The sequence below is a fragment of the Alistipes montrealensis genome (genome assembly GCF_018362775.1).
Classification (GTDB): domain Bacteria; phylum Bacteroidota; class Bacteroidia; order Bacteroidales; family Rikenellaceae; genus Alistipes; species Alistipes montrealensis.
Window position 1 is genome coordinate 706,884 of record NZ_JAGYXY010000001.1, and the last position, 22,727, is coordinate 729,610.

General features: G+C 60.0%; 13 protein-coding genes. 12 read left to right on the forward strand and 1 reads right to left on the reverse strand.

The window, feature by feature from the left end:
* Window positions 1-19 precede the first annotated feature (19 nt).
* From KG007_RS02785 to nagA, 10 genes are all read left to right on the forward strand, one after another.
* Complete coding sequence (locus KG007_RS02785) at window positions 20-3,208, forward strand: SusC/RagA family TonB-linked outer membrane protein (protein ID WP_195458494.1); 3,189 nt, start codon at window positions 20-22, stop codon at window positions 3,206-3,208.
* 2 nt (window positions 3,209-3,210) lie between these two features.
* Window positions 3,211-5,154 carry a RagB/SusD family nutrient uptake outer membrane protein gene (locus KG007_RS02790; protein ID WP_213347273.1) on the forward strand — a complete coding sequence of 648 codons (1,944 nt, stop codon included), beginning with the start codon at window positions 3,211-3,213 and terminating at the stop codon, window positions 5,152-5,154.
* 16 nt (window positions 5,155-5,170) lie between these two features.
* The gene (locus KG007_RS02795) at window positions 5,171-7,177 is read left to right on the forward strand and encodes a fibronectin type III domain-containing protein (RefSeq protein WP_213347274.1); all 2,007 of its coding nucleotides are present in this window, start codon (window positions 5,171-5,173) and stop codon (window positions 7,175-7,177) included.
* Window positions 7,178-7,265: 88 nt separating this feature from the next.
* The gene (locus tag KG007_RS02800) at window positions 7,266-7,424 is read left to right on the forward strand and encodes a hypothetical protein (protein WP_213347275.1); all 159 of its coding nucleotides are present in this window, start codon (window positions 7,266-7,268) and stop codon (window positions 7,422-7,424) included.
* Window positions 7,425-7,439: 15 nt separating this feature from the next.
* Complete coding sequence (locus KG007_RS02805) at window positions 7,440-9,410, forward strand: hypothetical protein (RefSeq protein WP_213347276.1); 1,971 nt, start codon at window positions 7,440-7,442, stop codon at window positions 9,408-9,410.
* Between the two features lie 13 nt (window positions 9,411-9,423).
* Window positions 9,424-11,205: a pectate lyase gene (locus tag KG007_RS02810; protein WP_213347277.1), complete on the forward strand. Its 1,782-nt coding sequence runs from the start codon at window positions 9,424-9,426 to the stop codon at window positions 11,203-11,205.
* Window positions 11,206-11,234: 29 nt separating this feature from the next.
* Entirely contained in the window at window positions 11,235-11,999 is a 765-nt protein-coding gene (locus KG007_RS02815; protein WP_195458498.1) for a glucosamine-6-phosphate deaminase, read from the forward strand.
* Window positions 12,000-12,017: 18 nt separating this feature from the next.
* Window positions 12,018-12,989, forward strand: coding sequence for a right-handed parallel beta-helix repeat-containing protein (locus KG007_RS02820; protein ID WP_213347278.1), 972 nt, complete (start codon window positions 12,018-12,020; stop codon window positions 12,987-12,989).
* A gap of 11 nt (window positions 12,990-13,000) precedes the next feature.
* Complete coding sequence (locus tag KG007_RS02825; RefSeq protein WP_195458500.1) at window positions 13,001-14,467, forward strand: MFS transporter; 1,467 nt, start codon at window positions 13,001-13,003, stop codon at window positions 14,465-14,467.
* A 1-nt stretch (window position 14,468) separates the two neighbouring features.
* Window positions 14,469-15,719, forward strand: a complete 1,251-nt coding sequence (gene nagA, locus KG007_RS02830; RefSeq protein ID WP_213347279.1) for an N-acetylglucosamine-6-phosphate deacetylase — start codon at window positions 14,469-14,471, stop codon at window positions 15,717-15,719.
* 238 nt (window positions 15,720-15,957) lie between these two features.
* On the opposite strand, the gene KG007_RS02835 is transcribed toward nagA, so the two are convergent.
* The gene (locus KG007_RS02835) at window positions 15,958-18,114 is read right to left on the reverse strand and encodes a glutamine synthetase III family protein (protein ID WP_195458768.1); all 2,157 of its coding nucleotides are present in this window, start codon (window positions 18,112-18,114) and stop codon (window positions 15,958-15,960) included.
* A gap of 612 nt (window positions 18,115-18,726) precedes the next feature.
* Here KG007_RS02835 and KG007_RS02840 point away from each other — a divergent pair.
* Complete coding sequence (locus KG007_RS02840; protein ID WP_213347280.1) at window positions 18,727-20,574, forward strand: methylmalonyl-CoA mutase family protein; 1,848 nt, start codon at window positions 18,727-18,729, stop codon at window positions 20,572-20,574.
* A 2-nt stretch (window positions 20,575-20,576) separates the two neighbouring features.
* Window positions 20,577-22,715 carry a methylmalonyl-CoA mutase gene (gene scpA, locus KG007_RS02845; RefSeq protein WP_213347281.1) on the forward strand — a complete coding sequence of 713 codons (2,139 nt, stop codon included), beginning with the start codon at window positions 20,577-20,579 and terminating at the stop codon, window positions 22,713-22,715.
* The last annotated feature ends 12 nt before the right edge of the window (window positions 22,716-22,727 follow it).

Sequence of the window (22,727 nt, forward strand, 5' to 3'; positions counted from 1 at the left end):
CCCCCAACCTGAAACCGCTATGACCAAATTTTACCTGACCCTGTGCTGCCTGCTGTCCGCCCTTCTACCAGCGGCGGCCCAGCAGTTGACGGGCGTCGTGACCGACATCAACGGCGAACCGCTGCTCGGCGCCGTGGCGGCCCTCAAAGGCAAAACCACAGCTACGACGACCGGAGCCCGAGGCGAATACGCTTTGCAGGGCGTGGACCTGCGCAGGGATACGCTCGTCTTCACCTACGTCGGGATGAAGAAACTCGAAGTGCCCGTCGCAGGCCGCACGAAAATCGACGTACGGCTCGAAGAAATGAATACGTCCATCAACGAAGTGGTCGTGATCGGCTACGGAACCGTGCGCCGCGCCGACCTCACCGGGGCCGTTTCGTCGGTTTCGGCCGAGGACATCGTCCGCACTCCCGTCAACAACATCGCCGAGGCCATTTCGGGTAAACTGGCCGGCGTACAGGTGCTCACCACCGACGGAGCCCCGGACGCCGAGGTGTCGATGTATGTCCGCGGGCGTAACTCCATCACCCAAAGCAGTTCGCCGCTCTACATCGTGGACGGCTTCCCCGTCTCGTCGATCTCCGACATCTCGCCCTCGGACATTCAGTCGATCGACGTACTGAAAGACGCCTCTTCGACAGCCATCTACGGCTCGCGCGGCGCCAACGGCGTAATCATGATCACGACCAAAAGCGCCCACCAGAACGGCGTCAAGGTGTCGTTCAACGCCTATGCGGGCCTGAAATACGTGACCCCGATGCCCGACATGCTCGATCCGTACGAGTACGCCCTCTGGCAGTACGAACAATCGGTCTACCGGAACGCCGTCGGTTCGATGTACGAGCCCTATTTCGGTGTCTACGAAGACATGCACCTCTATAAGAACTATGCAGGCAACGACTGGAAGAAGATCGTCTTCGGGCGCTCGGCCACCACGCAGAACTACAACGTGGCCCTCACGGGCAAAGGCGACAAGATGACCTACTCGGCCAGCTATACCCGCCAGATGGACGACGCGGTGATGATCACCTCGGACTTCGTACGCGACAATTTCACCTTCAAATTCCAGCACAAGCCCTCGCGCAAAGTCACGCTCGACTTCCAGACCCGCTTTTCAGACACGAAAATCTCAGGATCGGGCGCCAACGAGCAGAGCGGCGGACGCAGCAGCGACCCGCGCATGCGTTATGTCATGCAGTATTCGCCGATCCCGCTCAAAGGGCTCTCGATGGAGGGTTTCGACGACGACGAATTCTACAAGAACAGCGGCCTGTTCACCCCGACGGAATATATCCGCGACAACGACCGCATCCAGAAACGGCGCAATCTGGCGCTCTCGGGCGGTTTTAGCTGGACCATTGCCAAAAACCTGGTTTTCCGCTCAAACCTCAACTTCGAATTCAACTGGAACGAGAACCAGCGGTTTTTCGGCATCACGACCTACTATGCGCGCATGAACTCCGTGGTCAAGGACCATCCGGCCATCGAACTGACGAATACCGATTCGCGCCGCATCTCCAACTACAACACACTCAGCTACGACTTCAAGGACCTGCTGCCGAAGAAACACCGGCTCAGCGTGCTCGTCGGACAGGAACTGAACACGACCAAATCGCGGACGCTGACCACCGACATCGACGGATTCCCCGTCACCTTCTCGTCGCGGCAGGCGTTTCGCTTCACGACCGAAGGCACGGCCGTATCGACCAATAACTTCTATGCGACGCCCGACAACCTGTTCTCGTTCTTCACGCGTATCAACTACTCCTACGACGACCGCTACCTGGTGACCGGCACGCTGCGCGCCGACGGATCGAGCAAGTTCCAGAAGAGCGAGCCCTGGGGTTATTTCCCCTCGGGAGCCGTTGCCTGGCGCATCTCCGAAGAGTCGTTCCTCAAGGACGCCGAGTGGCTTTCGCAACTGAAGCTGCGCGCCAGCATCGGACTGGCGGGCAACGACAACATTCCCGGCGGCCAGACCCTTGCCGAATATACGTCCGACAACACACAGTTGCTGCCCTTCGAAACATCGGTCTCCTACTGGTCGCAGGGCAAGTACATGACCAATCCCGACCTGGTGTGGGAAACCACCGTATCCCGGAACGTGGGACTCGATTTCGGGTTCTTCAACAACCGCCTGAGCGGTAACCTGGACCTCTACCTGAACACCACGCACGACCAATTGATCCTCTTCCCCATCAAGGGCGCGGGCTACACGCACCAGTACCGCAACATGGGCAACACGCAGAACAAAGGTCTCGAACTGGCGCTGAACGCCGTGCTGGTCGACAAACGCGACTATTCGCTGCAATTCTCGTTCAACATCGCCATGAACCGCAACAAGGTGCTCGACCTGGGCGGACTGGACCGCATCGAAGCCTACTCTTCGTGGGCCTCGACACAGATCGACTACGACTTCGTAGTGATGCCGGGCCAATCGCTGGGGCAGATATGGGGATATGTCTCCGACGGCCGTTATCCGGCTTCCGACTTTACATGGACCGGATCCTCATGGCAGGCCAACGAAGGCGTGCTGGACAATTCCCACATCGCCGGCAACGGCTGGGGTCCGGGCGCCGTGCGGTTCCGCGACCTGGGAGGCGACCCCGACGCCATTTCGGCCGGAACCGACCGCACGGTGCTGGGCTGCACGCTGCCCAAGGCTACCGGCGGTTTCTCGCTGGCGGGACGCATCAAGGGATTCGACTTCAACGCCAACTTCACCTATACGCTGGGCAACAAGATCCTCAACGTCAACAAAGCCGAGTATACCTCGACGGCAGGCTACCGCTACCAGAACCTGCTCACGACGATGGATTCCCGCAACCGCTGGCAGAGCATCGACGCCGCAGGACAGCGCATCACCGACCCGGCTCTGCTGGACGAAATCAACCGCGGCACTTCGATGTGGACCCCCATGAGCGCTTATCGCTACGTCAGCTCCTACATCGTCGAGGACGGTTCGTTCCTGCGTCTCAACTCGGCTACGATCGGCTACTCGCTGCCCGACGCACTTCTGCGCAAAATGCGACTGAGCCAGTTGCGCATCTACGTCACGGGGACGAACCTCTTCTGCTGGACCGGCTACTCGGGCTTCGACCCCGAAGTAGACACCCGGCGCTCCACGCCCCTTACACCCGGCGTAGACTATTCGCCCTATCCCAAGACCCGGGGCTTCATTGTCGGACTTAACCTTACCTTCTAAAGATGAAAACGCTGAAAACAATCATACTCTTCGCCGCGGCGGTCTGCCTGAGTTCCTGCCTGAACGACTTTCTGGAAGCAGAGACCGAGTCGTCGTTCACAGGCGAGGCGATCTTCTCCGATCCCACGCTCGCCACGGGAGCCGTGATGGGTATCTACGAGTCGATCAACTACAACTCGTTCAACGGCCGTCTGTGGGCTTATCACGGGTATAACAACGACAGCGAACGGCATCTCAGTTCCACGTCGGGCGTCACGCCCGCCCAAAACGACAGCCATTCCGCCTATGCCGTCTACAAATACAGCGAGACGGACAACTACTTCGGCGACGCTTTCTCCTACGCCATGATCGCTATCGAGCGGGCTAACAACTGTATCGAGGGACTGCGCACCTACGGCAACACGGAACACAATGCCGACCTGGCTTACCTGCTGGGCGAGGCGCTCTTCCTGCGCGCCTGGATTTACTACGAACTGGTGGGTATCTGGGGCAACATCCCGGCCCGCTTCGACGCGCTCTCCAACACAAACCTGTATGCCGGGCGCGCCGACCGCGACGTGATCTGGAAACAATTGCTCACCGACCTGGAGGAATCCGCGCGGCTGATGCCGTGGCCCGGTCAGGGCGTCACGAGCACGGTATTGCGTCCCAACCGCGCCGCCGCCAAGGCATTGCGCGCCCGCATCGCCCTCACGGCAGGCGGCTATGCCTACCACCTCTACGGAGAGCTGAACACCGCGCAACTGAGCGCCGACCCCGAACTTACGGTCGAGAAGACCTACACCATCGCCCGCGACGAGTGCCGCGAAATCATGCAGCACGAAGGCAGCGGATTCATCCTCGAAAACGACTTCGCCAAGATATTCAAGGACAACTGCGCCGTGAAAGTCTCGGCCGGAGGCGAACCCCTCTGGGAACTGCCCTTCAAATACAATTCGCGCGGCAACTGGATGGTTGCGGCGGGCGTTTACCACCGCGGCCCGGGCGGCAGCGGGACCATCTCGTCCGACAGCGACCCTTATACCAGCGTCTACATGGGCGGCACGATGGGCGTCGTGCCCACGCTCTATTACGATTTCGACGTAAAGGACAAGCGGCGCGACATCTCGGTCGTAGCATTCCGCTGGGCCGACGGCGTACAGGAACTGACGCGCCCGAGCATGATGACCGGCGGCAAGCTGCGCGCCGAGTGGAAAGACCCGTCGATGGCCAAATTCTCGGCAAACGCCAACGACGGCATCACGCCCATCGTGCTGCGCTATGCCGATGTACTGCTGATGTTCGCCGAAGCCGACAACCGCCTCAACGGCGGTCCGACCGACGACGCAAAACAGGCACTCCAGCGTATCCGCGAACGCGCTTTCGGCACGTCGCAGGCCGAATACGTCGCCTCGGTCTCCGGCTCGGAAGCCGACTTCCTGAAAGCCATTCAGACGGAGCGGCGCCTCGAATTCGTCGGCGAGATGATCCGCAAACAGGACCTCATCCGCTGGAACCTGCTGAAGGCCAACATGGACCAGGTAAAGCAGGACATGTACGACCTCAGGACGCTCTCGGGCAGCTACGCCGACGTTCCGGCTTATGTCTTCTGGAAATACAAGAGCAACGCCGCCGGAGAGCGCGAAATCGTCTGGTACGGACTCAACCGCGGCGAAACAGCGCCCGGAACCGAAGGACAGCAGGTCACCGACCAGGCGGCACTCGACGCCTGGATGAAAGCCGGGGGCTGGCGCAACTGGAATCCTTCGGGCAATGCCGAAGCCGCACCCGCCACTCCGTCGCTGTGGATCACCTCGTCGCCCACGTCGGGTTACCTCTCCGACGCTTACATCGAAGCGCAGTACCACACCGACCCGGACCGCAGGCTCGACATGCCGCTGCCCTCGTCGGTCATCATGAACAGCCAGGGCCACCTGAACAATGCCTCACTGGGCTATAACAACTAAAACCGTGCGACCAACCATGAAAAACGCTATCCATATCCTGAAACTACTCGCCGCGGCCGTGCTGGCAACAGGACTCGGAGCCTGCCAGGATGCCGCCGTCGAGGTGTACGATGCTTCGCTAGGCAGCCTGCTCCGCCCCTCGGCAGTCAGGGCAATCGCCAACGATTCCGAAAACATCACCGTCTCATGGCGCGGCGCGGCCGGTTCGTTCCGGCTCGAATATGCCCTGAGCGCCGATTTCGCAGGCGACATCGCCGTCATCGAATCCATCGAAGGCAACAAATACACTGTCGGAGAACTTGCAGAAGCTACGAGTTACTACTTCCGCGTAAAGAGCCTGTCGGACAAAACGGGCGTCTCGTCGTCGGAATACTCCGCCGTAGCAACGGCCCGGACGCTCACCGAACCGAAGATACCGAACGTCAAAGCCACCTCGGAAATGGTTTACACCACTACGCCGTGGTCCGTAACCTGCACCGTGACGATGACCTGGGGCGACAGCGAAACCGAGCCGGAAGCCATCACCGAGGTACGCGCCACACCGACCGAAGGCGGCGAAGCGCTTCTCTTCCCCGTTTCGGAAGAGGAGGCCGCGGCGCAGCAAATCGCATTCAGCGAAGGCGTGCTCACCGACACGGAATACTCGCTGGAACTCTACGCCGGGAAGAAGATGCGCGGTTCGTGCACGCACCGCACCGTTCCGGGACCTGTTCCGGCGCTCTACGCCTCGGCACATCTCGACTTCACGACCGACCCCGTCAGCGCCTCGGCGGAAATTCGCTGGGAACTCTATTACGTCGAACCCGAAACGCTCTCCGAAATCGTCCTCGCGCGCAAAGGTTCCGAAACGCCCGAACAGCAGGTTCCCGTCACTCCGGCCGACATCACCGCAGGCTCGATGACCGTGACGAACCTCGCACCCGGCGCGGAATACACCGCTACATTGAAAGCCAAGGACGGGCAGGCGGTCGCCTCGTCCGAATTCACGACCCCCGCAGCACCGTCATCCGACGTGATCGTAGCACGGCCGGGCGATGACCTCGCCGCAATCATCAGCGATCCCGACCGCCAGCGCGACACCGTCTACCTCGTGGCAGGAGAATATACGTTCACCGAAAATGCGCCCGTAGTAACGCGCAACCTGGTGCTCACCTCGGACGATCCGTCGCGGACCGTCGTCAACGCCGGAACCGCTTTCCGCGGCTCGGGGACCTTCGATCGCCTCATATTGCGCAACATCCGCTTCAACTGCGCGACCTACCTGTGCCAGATCACCAACACCGATTACGACATCGGCCTCTACCGCATCGAAAACTGCATTGTGGACCTCAATTCGGGCGCCACGGGCAATTCGACGCTCTTCAGCACTTCGGGTACGGCGGCAAACGCCTCGCTGCAAATCCTGCGGACGTTCGAAGTCGAAAATTCGCTGGTCTTCGCCAACAAGGGACAGACGCAGAATATCGTCTACACGATGTCCTCGACCTCGGGTATCCCCCGGTTCGGCAAACTCCTGCTCCGCAACTCGACCTTCGCCAACTGTGCCCGCGGACTGGTGGCGAACTCCGGACCGGAAGACTATGCCTTCGAAGTCACCATCGAAAACTGCACGCTCTACAACATCGCGTGCGGCGGAAACTACGCGGTGGTCGACATTCGCAACAAAGGAAACGCGAACCAATCGAAACGCTCCGTCTCGCTGCGCAACTCGGTACTCTGGTTCGGCGGGGCGAACTATAAAATACTCCAGTTTGCCGGAAGCGGCGAGGGGCAGTATGTTCCCAAGGAGCAGATCGACTGCACGAACTTCTACCACTTCGCCGCGCAGACCCCGACGTTCGGATCGAGCGCCTACAACATCGCCGATCGGATGACCGCCTACAACGGCGCCCCCGCCGACCTGTGGCAGAACCCCATGGCCGACCCGTCGGCCGCCGGAGCCTCGTTCCGGATCAAGGACCAGTCGGTACGCGCCGCACAGGAAGCAGCCGGAACCACACTCGGCGATCCCCGTTGGGAATAAGCCGAGATGCAAAAACAGAAAAGGGCCGATCGCCACATTGGCGCTGCCCGCCGGAAAACAAAACAGTCATTCTTAAAAAATTGATAGTATGAATCGACATATTGCAAGCTACTCCGCACCGAGTATCGAGATACTGAACATTCAGATCGAACGGGGTTTCGCCCAAAGCGGCATTATAAATTACGACGAGACGGACGGTACAGAGGGAACCGGTTCGGATTACGGCTCCAGCGAAGATTGGTTCTGACAAACGACAGAAACCATGAAACGAATCACAGGCATCCCGATGCTGTTTGCGGCAGCCGCAATGGCATTCGTCTCCTGCTCGAAAGACCGGGCGGAGACCGACACACCGGAAAACAAGGTTTCGATCCGATTTGCCGCCATTGCCGACGAGCACGATGCAGGCGGCGCCGAATCGCGCACTTCGTTCGACGGCGAAAGTTACACGATCCGCTGGCAGGCTGCAGACCGTGTGGGAATCTACATCAACGCAGCCGCTCCGACAACAAACGCCGAGGCTGCGCCTAACCTCCAGACCGTACCGGTTACGTTCGAAGCGGCAGCCGGTTCCTACCAGAAAGGCGATTTGATTTATGCCTATTACCCCTACACCGCTGCGGCACAGGCCGATGCCAAGGCTGTCTGCCTGACAATTCCCCCGGTACAAACACAGGCGGCCGTCGGCAGCACCAATTTCAACGGGTCCTGCAATCCGCTCGTAGCTGTTCCCCGGCCTGCGGCCGGAGCGTCGGAAAACGGAGCGACAGAAGAGCTTCGGTTCCGGCAGACCGCCGCTATGGCCGAATACGACATCGTGACATCAAATCCGGCCTACGAAGGCGAGCAAATCAAATCCGTCGCCTATACCGCTAACGGCGAAGAGTATATCGCCGGAACGTTCCGGTACGACCTGACCGCCGTTCCCGAAACCGGCGCACTGCCTCCGGTAGACCGTACGACTCTATCCGAGGACAAGAGCAAGAGCATCGAAGTCGTCCTGACGACCGCAGGCACGGTAGGCGGAAAGAGCGCTACGGACACCAATCTGGTTTACATGGCGGCTATACCGGGGACCTACGAAGGAACGCTTACCGTAACCACCGACAAGGCGATTTATACCTTTCCTCCGAAAAAAGCACTCGAGCTACCGCGCGCCTTTGTCCGCCGCATCCTGCTCGACCTAGGGACCGTATTGCCGGAGAACCGGCAGGAAACCGGCGCGCCGGCAGGAATCGTCGTACATCCGGGAGACGATCTCGCCGCCATCATCGGCGATCCCGACCGCACGGAGGAGCGCATTTACCTCGAGGCGGGCGAATATACGTTGGATGCGACCGTCGCCCTTAAGTCCAATCTGGAACTCTACTCCGACGATCCCTCGCAAACAACGGTCACCATGGCCAAGAATTTCCTCCCCGAAGGGACGCTGGACAGGATCGTGTTCCGCAACATCCGCTTCAACTGCGCAACCTATTTGATGCAGACCAGAATCGACTACGATATCACACTGCTCCGCTTCGACAACTGCATCGTAGACCTCAATTCGGGCGCTACGGGTGGTGCTTCGACGCTCTTCAATACGACTACAACGAGCACAGCGACCAAACAGGTATTGCACAGGTATGAAGTGACCAACTCCATCATCTTCTCCAATGCGGCCCAAGCACAAAACATCGTTTACGGTTCGGCAACAGGCAGCATCGGCGAACTGGAGACGATCAGCATGCGCAATTCGACCTTCGCCAACTGCGGCCGCGGCCTGATCTACGTAACCAACACGGCCGACAACGCTTATGAGGTCTCTGTCGAGAACTGTACGCTCTACAACGTAGGCTCTACCGGCAGCAACGCGCTGATCGACATCCGCATGGCAGGTACAGCGAACGCCTCCGAACGCAGGATAGTGCTGCGCAACTCGGTACTCTGGTTCGGCGGGTCGAACTATAAAATACTCCAGTTTGCCGGAAGCGGCGAGGGGCAGTACGTTCCCAAGGAGCAGATCGACTGCACGAACTTCTACCACTTCGCCGCGCAGACCCCGACGTTCGGGTCGAGCGCCTACAACATCGCCGATCGGATGACCGCCTACAACGGCGTCCCTGCCGACCTGTGGCAGAACCCCATGGCCGACCCGTCGGCCGCCGGAGCCTCGTTCCGGATCAAGGACCAGTCGGTACGTGCCGCACAGGAAGCAGCCGGAACCACACTCGGCGATCCCCGCTGGGAATAAAGCATACAAAACGATGAAACGAACCTCTCTCATAGCCGCCATCTGCCTGCTCGCCGCCTGTACGGACGGCGGGCAGCGGCAGGGCGCTCCGCTGAGCGCCTCGCGCAACGACGAAGCCTCCTTCGAAGCGGTCGAAGGAACGACCGTGAGGCTGGAAGAATACCTGTGCGTCACGGGCGGCACGCCGCCTTACAGCTATGCAACCTCGCTGCAGGGAGATTTCACCCCCACACTCGAACGCACCGTACCGACGCCGGAACATTCCCCCGTCGAATACGGCGTCTACGCCTGCGACAGCGAAGGCAACCGTACGAAGAACCCGGTGGTCGTCTCGCTGCAAATCCGCCCCGCCGCCGGAGAACGGACACCGGCGTTCCCCGGCGCCGAGGGCGGCGGACGCTACGTCACAGGAGGCCGCGGCGGCAAAGTCTACTACGTCACCAACCTGCTCGACGCCTACCCCACGCCGCCCGAGGGATCGCTGCGCTGGGCGCTGACGCAGCCCGGCCCCAAAATCATTATGTTCAAGGTCTCGGGCGTCATCCCGCTCGCAGCGAAACTCTACATCCGCAACGACGGGCGTTACGCCGGGCAGGGATGCGACATCACCGTTGCGGGCGAGACCGCCCCGGGCGACGGGATTTGCCTGAAGAACTGGCCGCTGGCGATCACCTATGCCGAAAACGTCATCGTCCGCTTCCTGCGCTTCCGCCTCGGGGACGAATTCGACACCGGATCGGCGCAGGACGCCTGCGAAGGACAGAGCAGCGACGGCGTGATCCTGGACCACTGTTCGATGAGCTGGAGCGTAGACGAGTGCGCTTCGTTCTACCGCAACCGCAATTTCACGCTCCAATGGTGCATCCTCACCGAAAGCCTGCGGTTCTCGACCCACGAAAAAGAGTCGCCGCACGGTTACGGCGGCATCTGGGGCGGCCGCGACGCATCGTACCACCACAACCTCATCTCGCGTCACGACAGCCGCAACCCGCGCTTCGACGCCGCATCGAGCTATCCCGAGGCCTATCCGGCTTCGGAATGGCGGGGCAACGTCGATTTCCGCAACAACGTCGTTTACGGCTGGGGAGGCGAGGTCTCCTACGGCGGCGAAGGAGGGCACTTCAACCTGGTGAACAACTACTACAAGGAAGGCCCCCACTCTCCGGCCCGCAACCGGTTCCTGACGGCCTACGCTGCAACTTCGCTGACACCGGCAGGCATCCCGGCAGCCTATCCCGAGATTTATATCGACGGAAACCGATACATGACCCGTTCAGGCACGGGACTGTCCCGTATCGAAACGGACAACTACAACGGAATCGTCTGGTCGGGCGCCGGAGGCGAGGGAATGCCCTCACCGCCGGGGCGTATTGCGGAACTCCCCATCGGGGGCACGACGGGCCACACGGCGACGCAGCGCGCCGACGAGGCATTTCTCTCGGTCGTCGAAAGCGCAGGGGCATGGCCGCGCGACAAGGTGGACCTGCGGGCTGCGACCGATGCCCTCGACGGCACGTCGACAGGATATACAGCCTCGGCAGAACCGAGCAAGGCGGGGCTGATCGACACGCCGTCGCAGGTCGGCGGATACCCCGTCTACGAAACCGCCGAAGCCCCCGTGGACAGCGACGGCGACGGGATGCCCGACGCCTGGGAGCAAGCCCGCGGACTCGACCCGTCGGATGCGGCCGACGGCGCGGCCTACACCCTTTCGGAAACCTATACCAACATAGAGATATATCTGCACGAATGTGCCGCGGCACTGCTTCGCGGAAAACGCATCAACGAAAAATAAACAACAAACTTTTTAAACTATTCAACGACATGGTAACCCGATTGACCAAAGGACGACTCAAAGTCACGATTTCTGAAACCCGCGCCGAACTGGGCGAGGTGGCGGCCCGCGAGGTGGCGGCATACATCCGTTCACTGCTGGACACCAAACCCGAAGTGAACATCATCTTCGCTTCGGCCCCCTCGCAGAACGACTTTCTCGCCAACCTGCTGCTGGAAGAGATCGACTGGTCGCGCATCAACGCGTTCCACATGGACGAGTACATCGGCATCGACCCCCATGCCCCGCAGGCGTTCGGGCAGTTCCTGCGCGACCGCATCTTCTCGAAAAAGAACTTCAAATCGGTGAATTACATCGACTCGAAGGCCGCCGATCCGGCTGCCGAGTGCGAGCGTTACGCCGGATTGCTCAGGCAGATGCCCGCCGACATCGTATTCCTGGGCATCGGCGAAAACGGCCACCTGGCTTTCAACGATCCCCACGTGGCGTTCTTCGACGACCCGCTCTCGGTCAAGACCGTCGACCTCGACCCGACGTGTATCCGCCAGCAGGTCAACGACGGCTGTTTCAAGAGCATCGAAGAGGTCCCGACACATGCTTACACGATCACCATTCCCGAACTGCTGTTCGTAAAGAAACTCTACGCCATCGTGCCCACCATCGCCAAGGCAAACGCCATCAAGGGCACGTGCGACGGCCCGATCGTCACATCGTGCCCGGCATCGATCCTGCGTACGCACCGCGACTGCACGCTCTACGTGGACCGCGACAGCGCTTCGCTGGTAAACAAGTAACCTAAAAAGGTACAGAAAATGAAAAATTTATTAGTAACTTGCATCTGTGCGCTGCTGGCGTTTCCGGCAGGAGCCGCCACCCGGCACGTCGCCGCGGGCGACGACCTGGGACGGGCGATCCGCACGCTCAAAGACAATGACACGCTCGTGGTCGCGGCAGGCAGCTACACCATCGAAAGCACGCTGCCCGTAAAGCGTAATACGGTCATCGTAGGCGAAACGGGTGCACGCCCCCGCATCGCCATCGGATCGTTCCGTATCGGCATCGGGGCCGAGCGCCTCGTACTGCGTGGTCTCGCCCTGACGCTCGGCAGCAAATTCCTCGTCGACACCCCCTCGGAAGGGAGCGTGGAGATCGGCCTTGTCGCCATCGAGGATTGCACGGTCGACCTGGGCGGCGACACGGGCGCCGGACTGGTCGGCAGCCGTACGCCCGGCTCCGGACGCAACCGCATCGGAGAGATTCGCGTGAAGGACTGCGTGGTCTTCAACGGAGGATTTCCGCAGCACTTCGTCTTCTCGGCGGCCAGCACGTCGCAGACCGAGGTGGGAAAGATACTACTCACCAACAGCACTTTCGCCGATATGGCCCGGGGAGCCATCGTGACCAACGCCGCCATGCAGACCCGGATCGAGATCGACCGCTGCACGTTCTACGACATCAACCGCGCGGACAACAATGCCGGAACGATCCGGCTGAGCAATGCCGCGGCCGACATTCGCGTCACGGAATCGGTCTTCACCTTCGCAGGTCCCGCCAGCCGCTTCATCGTCGTGGGTCCCGGCAGCAAAGTCGAAGTGGAGAATAGTTACGCGACAGGCGAACTGGCCTCGATACCCGGTGCACGCGGACTGAAACGACTCGCCGCAAAGGCTGCCGAAGCCTACGAAGCGCCCGCCCGCAATCCGCTTGCGGAAGGGGCATCGCTACGCCTCGGCCAAGATATGACGCCCGGTCTCCAGATCGGGGATCCCAGATGGAACAAATAAATGAAACGAATATGAAAGTCAATGGATTAAGATGGATCATACTGAGCCTGATCATGCTCGTATCCATCATCAACTACCTCGACCGCGGTACGCTCAACTACATGTGGGTGGCCAACACCAAAAGCGAATACCCCGCCGACAGGGCAGTCTTCGATGCCGCAAGCGGCACGTACACACTGACCGCCGCAGACGGCACGACGATCGTCGCGGCTGCCGACCGCGTCGCACAACAGGCTGACGGCAGCTACGTCTACACCGCCGTAGGCGGCATCGCCGCCGAGCTGGGGATTCTCGACCCCGCCATGCCCGAAGCCGAATTCAAAGCGCAGTCCAAAAAACTGCTGGCCGACATCACGATCTTCTTCATGATCGCCTACGGCCTGAGCCAGCTTTTCTCCGGAAAACTCTACGACCGTATCGGCACACGCCGCGGCTTCGCCTTCTCGGCCCTGCTGTGGGGCGCAGCGGACGCCTTCACGGCCTTCGCCGCCGGATTCAAATCGCTCACGGCGTTCCGCTTCATGCTCGGGCTGGGCGAAGCAGGACCGTGGCCCGGCACGACCAAGTCCAACGCCGAATGGTTCCCGACCAAGGAGCGGGCCTTGGCGCAGGGGTTGTTCAATGCCTCGACCTCGGTAGGCTCGATCCTCGCCCCGATCGTCATTTCGTTCCTCTACCTCGCATTCGGCTGGAAAGCGACCTTCGCCGTAGTGGGTTCGCTGGCCGTATTGTGGATCATCCCCTGGCTCTGGGTCAACAAGAAGGGACCCAAGGAACACCCCTGGATCACCGACAAAGAGCGCGACTACATCCTCTCCGGCCAGCCCGAGGGACACAAAACCGAACCCTGCCGCTGCAAAAGCTGGGGCGAGCTGCTGCGCGAACGGAAAAACTACGCGCTGATCGTGGGCCGCTTCTTCATCGACCCCGTCTGGTGGATTTTCGTAACGTTCATCCCCATCTACCTGATCGAAGTCTTCAACCTCGACATCCGCGAAGTGGCCATGTCGGCCTGGGTTCCCTACGTGGGTGCAGCCATCGGAGCCTTTGCCGGCGGATGGTTCTCGGGATTGCTGCAAAAGCGCGGACGTTCGCTCAACTTCGCCCGCAAATGCTCGATGATCGTCGGCGTGTGCATCGCCCTGCCGGGCGTCGTGGGGGCTACGATGGCTTCGTCGGCAACCTTCGCCGTGGTGATGATGGCCCTGATCCTGGGCGGCTACCAGTTCGTACAGTCCAACCTGATGACCCTGGCCGCCGACTTCCACTACGGCCGTACGGTCGGCTCGCTGGCCGGCCTGGGCGGAGCCGCAGCCGTATTGGGAACCATCCTCGCAATGATCGTCGTGCCGATGATCACCCGCGCGGGCTGGGCTCCGTTCTTCGTTTTCGGCGGACTGCTCTTCCCCGTATCCATCCTGGCCGTATTCCTGTTCGGCGGACGCATCCAGAATATCGACGAAGAAAAACAGCAATAACATGAAAACCTTACTTTCCATTTTCGGACTGCTGGCATGCTGCCTTCCTGCGGCAGCCGAAGCGCCCCACCGGGTGAAGATCGTCAACGCGGCAGTGGTGATGCCCTCCCGAGTCGTGGAAAACGCGACGATCCTGATCGAAGACGGCCGCATCGCAGCCGTCGGAGTGGACCTCAAAGATGCATTCGAAGGCGCCGAGGTCATCGATGCGGCAGGCCGCTACGCCGCCCCCGGCTTTATCGACGTGCACTGCCACGGCGGCGGGGGCCACGACTTCTCGGACGGCACGGTCGAAGCGATGCTCGGCGCCGCCGAAATGCATGCGCAGCACGGCACGACGCTGATCTACCCCACCACCGCTTCGTGCTCCAACGCCACGCTTTTCAGCCTGTTCGACACTTACCGTAAAGCCGCGAAGCGGAACACGCGCGGCGCGGCGTTCGGCGGCATCCACATCGAAGGCGGCTATCTCTCGATGGAGATGAAAGGCGGACAGGACCCGCGCTACATCAAGAATCCCACGCCGGAAGACTATAACGCCATCCTTGCCAAAGGCGGCGACCTGATCGCCCGCTGGACCTTCGCGCCCGAACTGCCGGGCAGCGCGGCGCTGATCGGCGAACTCTCCCGCCGCGGCATCCAGATGTCGATGGGCCACACTTCGGCGCTCTACGACGAGGCCGTCGACGCCTACGACGCCGGCGTGAACAGCATCACCCACTTTTACTCGATGTGCTCGGGCGTCACACGCCGCAACGCCCTGCGTTACGCGGGCGTGATCGAGGCGGGCTACCTGCTCGACGGCATCTACGTCGAGACCATCGGCGACGGCATCCACCTGCCCGAACCGCTGCTCCGGCTGATCTGGAAAGTGAAAGGTCCCGACCGCATCGTCGGTATCACCGATGCCATGCGCGGCGCGGGTATGCCCGACGGCCCCACCATCCTGGGCAGCCTCGACGACGGCATGGCGGCCATCATCGAGGACGGCGTGGCCAAACTGCCCGACCGCAGTTCGTTCGCCGGATCGGTCTGCACGACGGACCGCGTGGTGCGCAACTACGTGACCAAAGCGGGCGCTTCGCTGCCCGAAGCGGTACAGGTGATGACGCTCTCCCCGGCACGGCTGATGCACATCGACGACCGCAAAGGCTCGATCACCCCGGGCAAAGACGCCGACATCGTGCTTTTCGACGAAGGGATCGACATTTCGCTGACGATGATCGGCGGGAAAGTCGTCTACCGAAAATAGGAACCGGAGAACACCCGATTGTTAAAATCAAAGAAGCCGGAACAGGGGAATACGCATGTATTCCCCTGTTCCGGCTTGTCGGTGTTATGCGGAAATCGCCGCTTACAAAGAAGCGGTTTTTGATTTCAGGGGAACAGGTTTGCGCTTAAACGAAATGTGGCACGGATGGGTAGTATCGAAATACGTCCCATTCGTGCCACACGAGAGCAAGCGTAAAGATGCCCGCTGAAATCGAAAACTATCGCAGGAAGAGCAGTTCGCGGTATTTCGGCAGCGGCCAGATCTGGTCGTCGACGATCTCTTCGAGCTTGTCGATATGGCGGCGGATCTCGTCGAAGCAGACCGCGACGGTATCGTGGTAAGCGATCGCTTTTTCACGCGGGTCTTCGATCCGGTTGGCCACCTTGCGGGCGTCGACCATCTCGTCGGTGAGTTTCTGGATCGAAGCCGTATGGTCCTGAATCCGCTTGATCAGTTCGATGTCGGGCGCAGCGTTCAAACCCGGAATCTGCGACATCTTATAGACTTTGTCAAGCAGCACCGCCTCGTATTTCGAGGCGATGGGCACGATGTGATTCATCGCCAGGTCGCCCAACACGCGGCCCTCGATCTGGATTTTCTTGGTGTAGGTCTCCCACTTCACTTCGGTACGGGCTTCGAGCTCGACTTTGGTGAAGACACCCATGTCGCCGAACATCTTGAGGCTCGCCTTGTCCAGGTAGCGGTCGAAGATCAGCGGCGTAGAGGTCTCGCAGTCGAGGCCGCGCTTCTTCGCCTCGGCCTTCCATGCGTCGGAATAGCCGTTACCGTCGAAACGGATGGGCTTGCAGGCCTTGATCATCTGTTTGAGCACCTCGTAAATGGCCTTCTCCTTCTTGGCGCCGGCCTCGATCTTGGCGTCCACAGCCTTCTTGAATTCGGTCAGTTCGTTGGCCATGGCCGAGTTGAGCACGATCATCGCCTCGGCGCAGTTGTCCGACGACCCCACGGCGCGGAACTCGAAGCGGTTGCCCGTGAAGGCGAACGGCGAAGTCCGGTTACGGTCGGTATTGTCGAGCAGCAGCGTCGGGATATGCGAAATACCGCTCATCTTGAAGACGTTCTTGGCATCGAACCGGATGGCATCGTCGCCCTTTGAAGCGGCCAGCTTGTCCAGCACGGCCGAAACCTGTGTCCCGAGGAAGGTCGAGATGATGGCGGGAGGCGCCTCATTGGCGCCCAGGCGATGGGCGTTCGTAGCGCTCATGATCGACGCTTTCAGCAGCCCGTTATGCTTGTATACCGCCGCGATGGCATTGACCAGGAAGGTGATAAACTGGAGGTTCTCCGAAGCGGTCTTGCCCGGGCCCATCAGGTTCACGCCCGTATCGGTTCCCAGCGACCAGTTGTTGTGCTTGCCCGAACCGTTGATACCCTTGAAAGGCTTTTCGTGGAGCAGCACCCGGAACTGGTGGCGGCGGGCGATCTTATCCATGATAGTCATCAGCAACTGGTTGTGGTCGTTGGCCAGGTTGGCCTCCTCGTAGACCGGAGCCAGTTCGAACTGATTGGGAGCTACCTCGTTGTGACGGGTCTTGACCGGAATACCCAGTTTCAGGCACTCGTATTCGAGGTCCCGCATGAAGGCCATCACGCGCGTCGGGATCGCCCCGAAATAGTGGTCTTCGAGCTGCTGGTTCTTGGCCGATTCGTGGCCCATGAGCGTACGGCCCGTAAGCATCAGGTCGGGACGCACGGCCCAAAGGCTCTCGTCCACAAGGAAGTATTCCTGCTCCCAGCCCAGGTAGCAGAAGACCTTCTCGACATTCTTGTCGAAGTAGCGGCACACCTCCGTGGCGGCCTTGTCGACGGCCGTCAGCGAACGCAGCAGGGGGACCTTGTAATCGAGCGCCTCGCCCGTATAGGCGATAAAGACCGTGGGGATGCAAAGCGTCGTATCGACGATGAAGGCGGGCGACGTGGGGTCCCAGGCCGAGTAGCCGCGGGCCTCGAACGTATTGCGAATGCCGCCGTTGGGGAATGACGAAGCGTCGGGCTCCTGCTGCACGAGCAGCTTGCCGGAGAACTCCTCCAGCACACCGCCCAGGCCGTCCGGCTCGGCAAAGGCGTCGTGTTTCTCGGCAGTACCGCCCGTCAGGGGTTGAAACCAGTGGGTATAGTGGTCGGCGCCGTGCTCCAGCGCCCACTGGCGCATGCCGGCTGCGATGCTGTCCGCAACTTCACGCGTAAGCGGAGCGCGTTTTTCCATCGTTTCGAGCAGGACCGCATACGTGCGCTTGTCGAGATACTTCCGCATGGCCGCACGTCCGAATACCTTCTTCCCGAAATAGTCGGAAGGGCGTCCCTCGGGGATTTTCACTTCGACGGCCGTGTGATTTATGGCCGCATCGACCATCTTGAATCTGAGTAATGATGACATATACCTGACTGATTAAGGATTAGTGTTCGTAAGAAAAACCGCGCGGGGAAGAACCCAATAATTGCAAACTAAAACCTAACCAAAATTCAACCGGACAACTGCCTCTCGGCAGAACATGCCGACCTGACTATCCGGGGCGCTCCCCCGCTGCGGTACAACTTTTGTTCCGGTTACAAATGTACGAATAATTCCAGAATATTCATTTTACAAAATCACTATTTTTTCGAAAAACAGTCTATTTTTTCATCATTTTCGCGAAAAATAACTCATTTTTCACGCATACACCTCGAAATTTTCAGCATTTTTCGGAAAAATACATCTATTTTCACGCCAATCACCCAAAAATCGCAAATTCTGTTTTTTCAGAAAATAGAGGATATTTAAACCAAAATTACACCAAACAGCCTCTAAAATATTAATCCCGGTTTTGAAATGCCCGAAAATAAAACAGACACCGGAATCGACAAAAAATCCGGCGCACTGTTATTTTAGTAACAATTTCTTGTTACAATTAAGTAATTAATTTGTACCTTTACGTGCAATTTTGAAACATATCGAAACTATACTCATACTAATCTCTAAATAGTCATGGCAAATACCAAACGTGAAAAGCTGTTCACCGAGTTCCCGCCGGTTCCGACCGAGAAGTGGGAGGAGGTGATTACAGCCGACCTGAAAGGAGCCGATTACGAGCGTAAGCTGGTGTGGCGTACGGGTGAAGGATTCAACGTCCGCCCCTACTACCGCGCCGAAAACCTCGAAGGCATCCAGTTTCTGGGCTCGCAGGCAGGCGAGTTCCCGTACGTCAGAGGTACGCGCAGCCACAACCGCTGGAACGTACATCAGACCGTCGAGGTAAAATGTCCCAAGGAGGCCAACGCCGAAGCGCTGAAGCTCCTCAACTCGGGCGTCGACTCGCTGGGCTTCTCGATCGCGAAGGAAGGCTTCACGGCCGAAGAGCTCGACCAGTTGCTCGACGGAATCTCGATCCCCGCGATCAAAATCACCTTCTGCGGCGTGCAGACGGGCAGCATCGCCGATCTGGTGATCGCAAAACTCGAAAAGGAGGGCCTTGCAGCCGACGCGCACGTGGCGTTCTCGATCGACCCGCTCGTAAAGGGGCTTTCCCAGAAGGGCGAATTCTGCTCGCCCAACGGCGAGAAGTGCTTCGCACGCATCGCATCGCTGATCGAAAAGACCCGGGAGTACAAGCACATCCGCATCGTGACCGTTTCGGCCGGCATCTTCTCGAACGCCGGATCGACCATCGTCGAGGAGCTCGCATTCGCACTGGCCGCCGGTAACGACTACATCGCCCGCCTGACGGACGCCGGTGTAGACGCCGAACTGGCCGCCCGCAAGCTGCGCTTCTCGTTCGCGGTGACTTCGAACTACTTCCTCGAAATCGCCAAGTTCCGTGCGGCACGTATGCTGTGGGCCAACATCGTCAAGGGTTACAATCCCGCGAAGAACTGCGCCTGCAAGATGCACATCCACGCCCGCACGGCGGACTGGAACCAGACCGTTTACGACCCCTATGTAAATATGCTCCGCGGCACGACGGAGGCTATGTCGGCCATCATCGCCGGTGTACACTCGCTGGAGGTTACGCCGTTCGACAACGCCTTCGAAACCCCGACGGAATTCTCGAAGCGCATCGCCCGCAATGTCGAACTGCTGCTCAAGCACGAGTCGCACTTCGACCAGGTCGTAGACCCCGCAGGCGGTTCGTATTACGTCGAGAACCTCACGCAGTCGATCGCCGCCGAGGCCTGGAAGCTCTTCCTCGAAATCGAGGAGAAGGGCGGCTACGCCGAGGCATATAAGGCCGGCTTCATCAAGGAGCGCGTAGCCGCTTCGGCCGCCGCCAAGGACAAAGCGATCGCAACGCGCCGCCAGACGCTGCTCGGCGCCAACCAGTTCCCCAACTTCACGGAGGTCGCCCCGAAGGAGATCACGGCAGAAGCCGTTACCCGTCCCGTTGCCGAAGGCAATGTCCTCGCGCCCTACCGCGGCGCCATGGCCTTCGAGGCGATGCGTCTGCATGTAGACCGCTCGGGCAAGCAGCCCAAAGCGTTCATGCTTACCTGCGGCAACCTGGCTATGGCCCGTGCCCGCGCCCAGTTCTCGTGCAACTTCTTCGGCTGCGCCGGAATCCGCGTACAGGACAACACGTTCTTCAAGTCGATCGAGGAAGGCGTAAAAGCCGCACTCGAATCGAAGGCCGAAATCGTGGTAGTCTGCGCTTCGGACGACGACTATGCAGAGGCCGCGCCGAAGGTGAAGGAATTGCTTGCAGGCAAGGCCATCCTCGTGGTTGCAGGCGCTCCCGCATGCACGCCCGAACTGGAGGCCCAGGGCATTACGAACTTCATCAACGTGAAGTCGAACGTCCTCGAAACACTGAAGTTCTACCTTAAAGAGATGGGAATCTAATCATGAGAGCTAAATTTTCAGAACTGACATACGAAGCAGGCGGGCAGAAAAGCTGCTGCGCCTCGAAAGGCTGCGGACAGGTAGAGCCGTGGCTGACGGCCGAGCGTATTCCCGTCAAGGGCGCTTACACGGCCGAAGACCTCGAAGGCATGGAGCACCTGAACTATGCGGCAGGTATCGCCCCGTTCCTGCGCGGCCCCTACTCGACGATGTACGTGATGCGTCCGTGGACCATCCGCCAGTATGCCGGCTTCTCGACCGCCGAGGAGTCGAACGCATTCTACCGCCGCAACCTCGCCGCAGGCCAGAAGGGCCTGTCGGTAGCCTTCGACCTCGCTACGCACCGCGGCTACGACGCCGACCATCCGCGCGTGGTGGGCGACGTGGGTAAAGCCGGTGTGTCGATCTGCTCGGTGGAGGACATGAAGGTGCTGTTCAACGGCATTCCGCTCGACCGGATGTCGGTGTCGATGACCATGAACGGAGCCGTGCTGCCCGTACTGGCCTTCTACATCGTGACCGGACTGGAGCAGGGCTGCACGCTCGACCAGTTGGCCGGTACGATCCAGAACGACATCCTCAAGGAGTTCATGGTGCGTAATACCTATATATATCCGCCCGAGTTCTCGATGCGCATCATCGCCGACATCTTCGAGTACACGTCGAAGAACATGCCCAAGTTCAACTCGATCTCGATTTCGGGTTACCACATGCAGGAGGCAGGCGCCACGAACGACATCGAGTTGGCTTACACGCTCGCCGACGGTCTGGAGTACCTCCGTGCCGGCGTCAACGCAGGTATGTCGATCGATGCCTTCGCACCGCGTCTGTCGTTCTTCTGGGCTATCGGCATGAACCACTTCATGGAGATCGCCAAGATGCGCGCCGCGCGTATGCTATGGGCCAAAATCGTCAAGCAGTTCAACCCGAAGAACCCCAAATCGCTGGCTCTGCGCACCCACTCGCAGACCTCGGGATGGTCGCTCACGGAGCAGGACCCGTTCAACAACGTGGCCCGTACGGCTATCGAAGCCATGGGCGCCGCCCTGGGTCACACCCAGTCGCTGCACACCAACGCCCTGGACGAAGCCATCGCCCTGCCGACCGACTTCTCGGCGCGTATTGCGCGTAACACGCAGATTTACATCCAGGAAGAGACCAACATCTGCCGCGAGGTAGACCCGTGGGCCGGTTCCTACTACATCGAAACGCTGACCAACGAGATCGCCCAGAAAGCCTGGGAGCGCATCGAAGAGGTCGAGAAGCTGGGCGGTATGGCCAAGGCCATCGAGACCGGCATTCCGAAGATGCGTATCGAGGAGGCTTCGGCCCGCAAGCAGGCCCGCATCGATTCCGGCGAGGAGAAGATCATCGGTATCAACGAATACCGCCTGGAGAAAGAGGCTCCGATCGACATTCTCGCCGTGGACAACACGGCCGTGCGCGAAAGCCAGATCAAGCGTCTGCAGGAGCTGCGCGCCAACCGTGACGAGGCCGCTGTGAAGAAGGCGCTGGCCGCTATCACCGAGTGCGTGAAGACCAAGCAGGGCAACCTGCTCGAACTGGCCGTCGAGGCCGCCAAGGTCCGCGCGTCGCTGGGTGAAATCTCCGATGCCTGCGAGGTTGTCGTAGGCCGCTACAAAGCTGTTATCCGTTCCATTTCAGGTGTATACTCTTCAGAAGTGAAAAACGACAAATCGTTCGAGCGCGCCAAGGAGCTGTGCGCCGAATTCGCCAAGAAAGAGGGCCGTCAGCCGCGCGTCATGATCGCCAAGCTCGGCCAGGACGGACACGACCGCGGCGCCAAAGTGGTTGCCACGGGTTATGCCGACATCGGCTTCGATGTCGACATGGGTCCGCTGTTCCAGACTCCGGAAGAGGCCGCCAAGCAGGCCGTCGAGAACGACGTGCATGTTGTCGGCGTATCGTCGCTGGCCGCCGGCCACCTGACGCTCGTGCCGCAGATCATCGCAGAGCTCAAGAAGCTCGGCCGCGAGGACATCATCGTCATCGTCGGCGGCGTGATTCCCGCACAGGACTACGAACAGTTGTACAAGGACGGCGCTGCCGCCATCTTCGGCCCCGGTACGCCGATCGCCACGGCAGCTATCAAGATGCTCGAAATCCTGCTTGCCGAATAACTCCCGGCAACA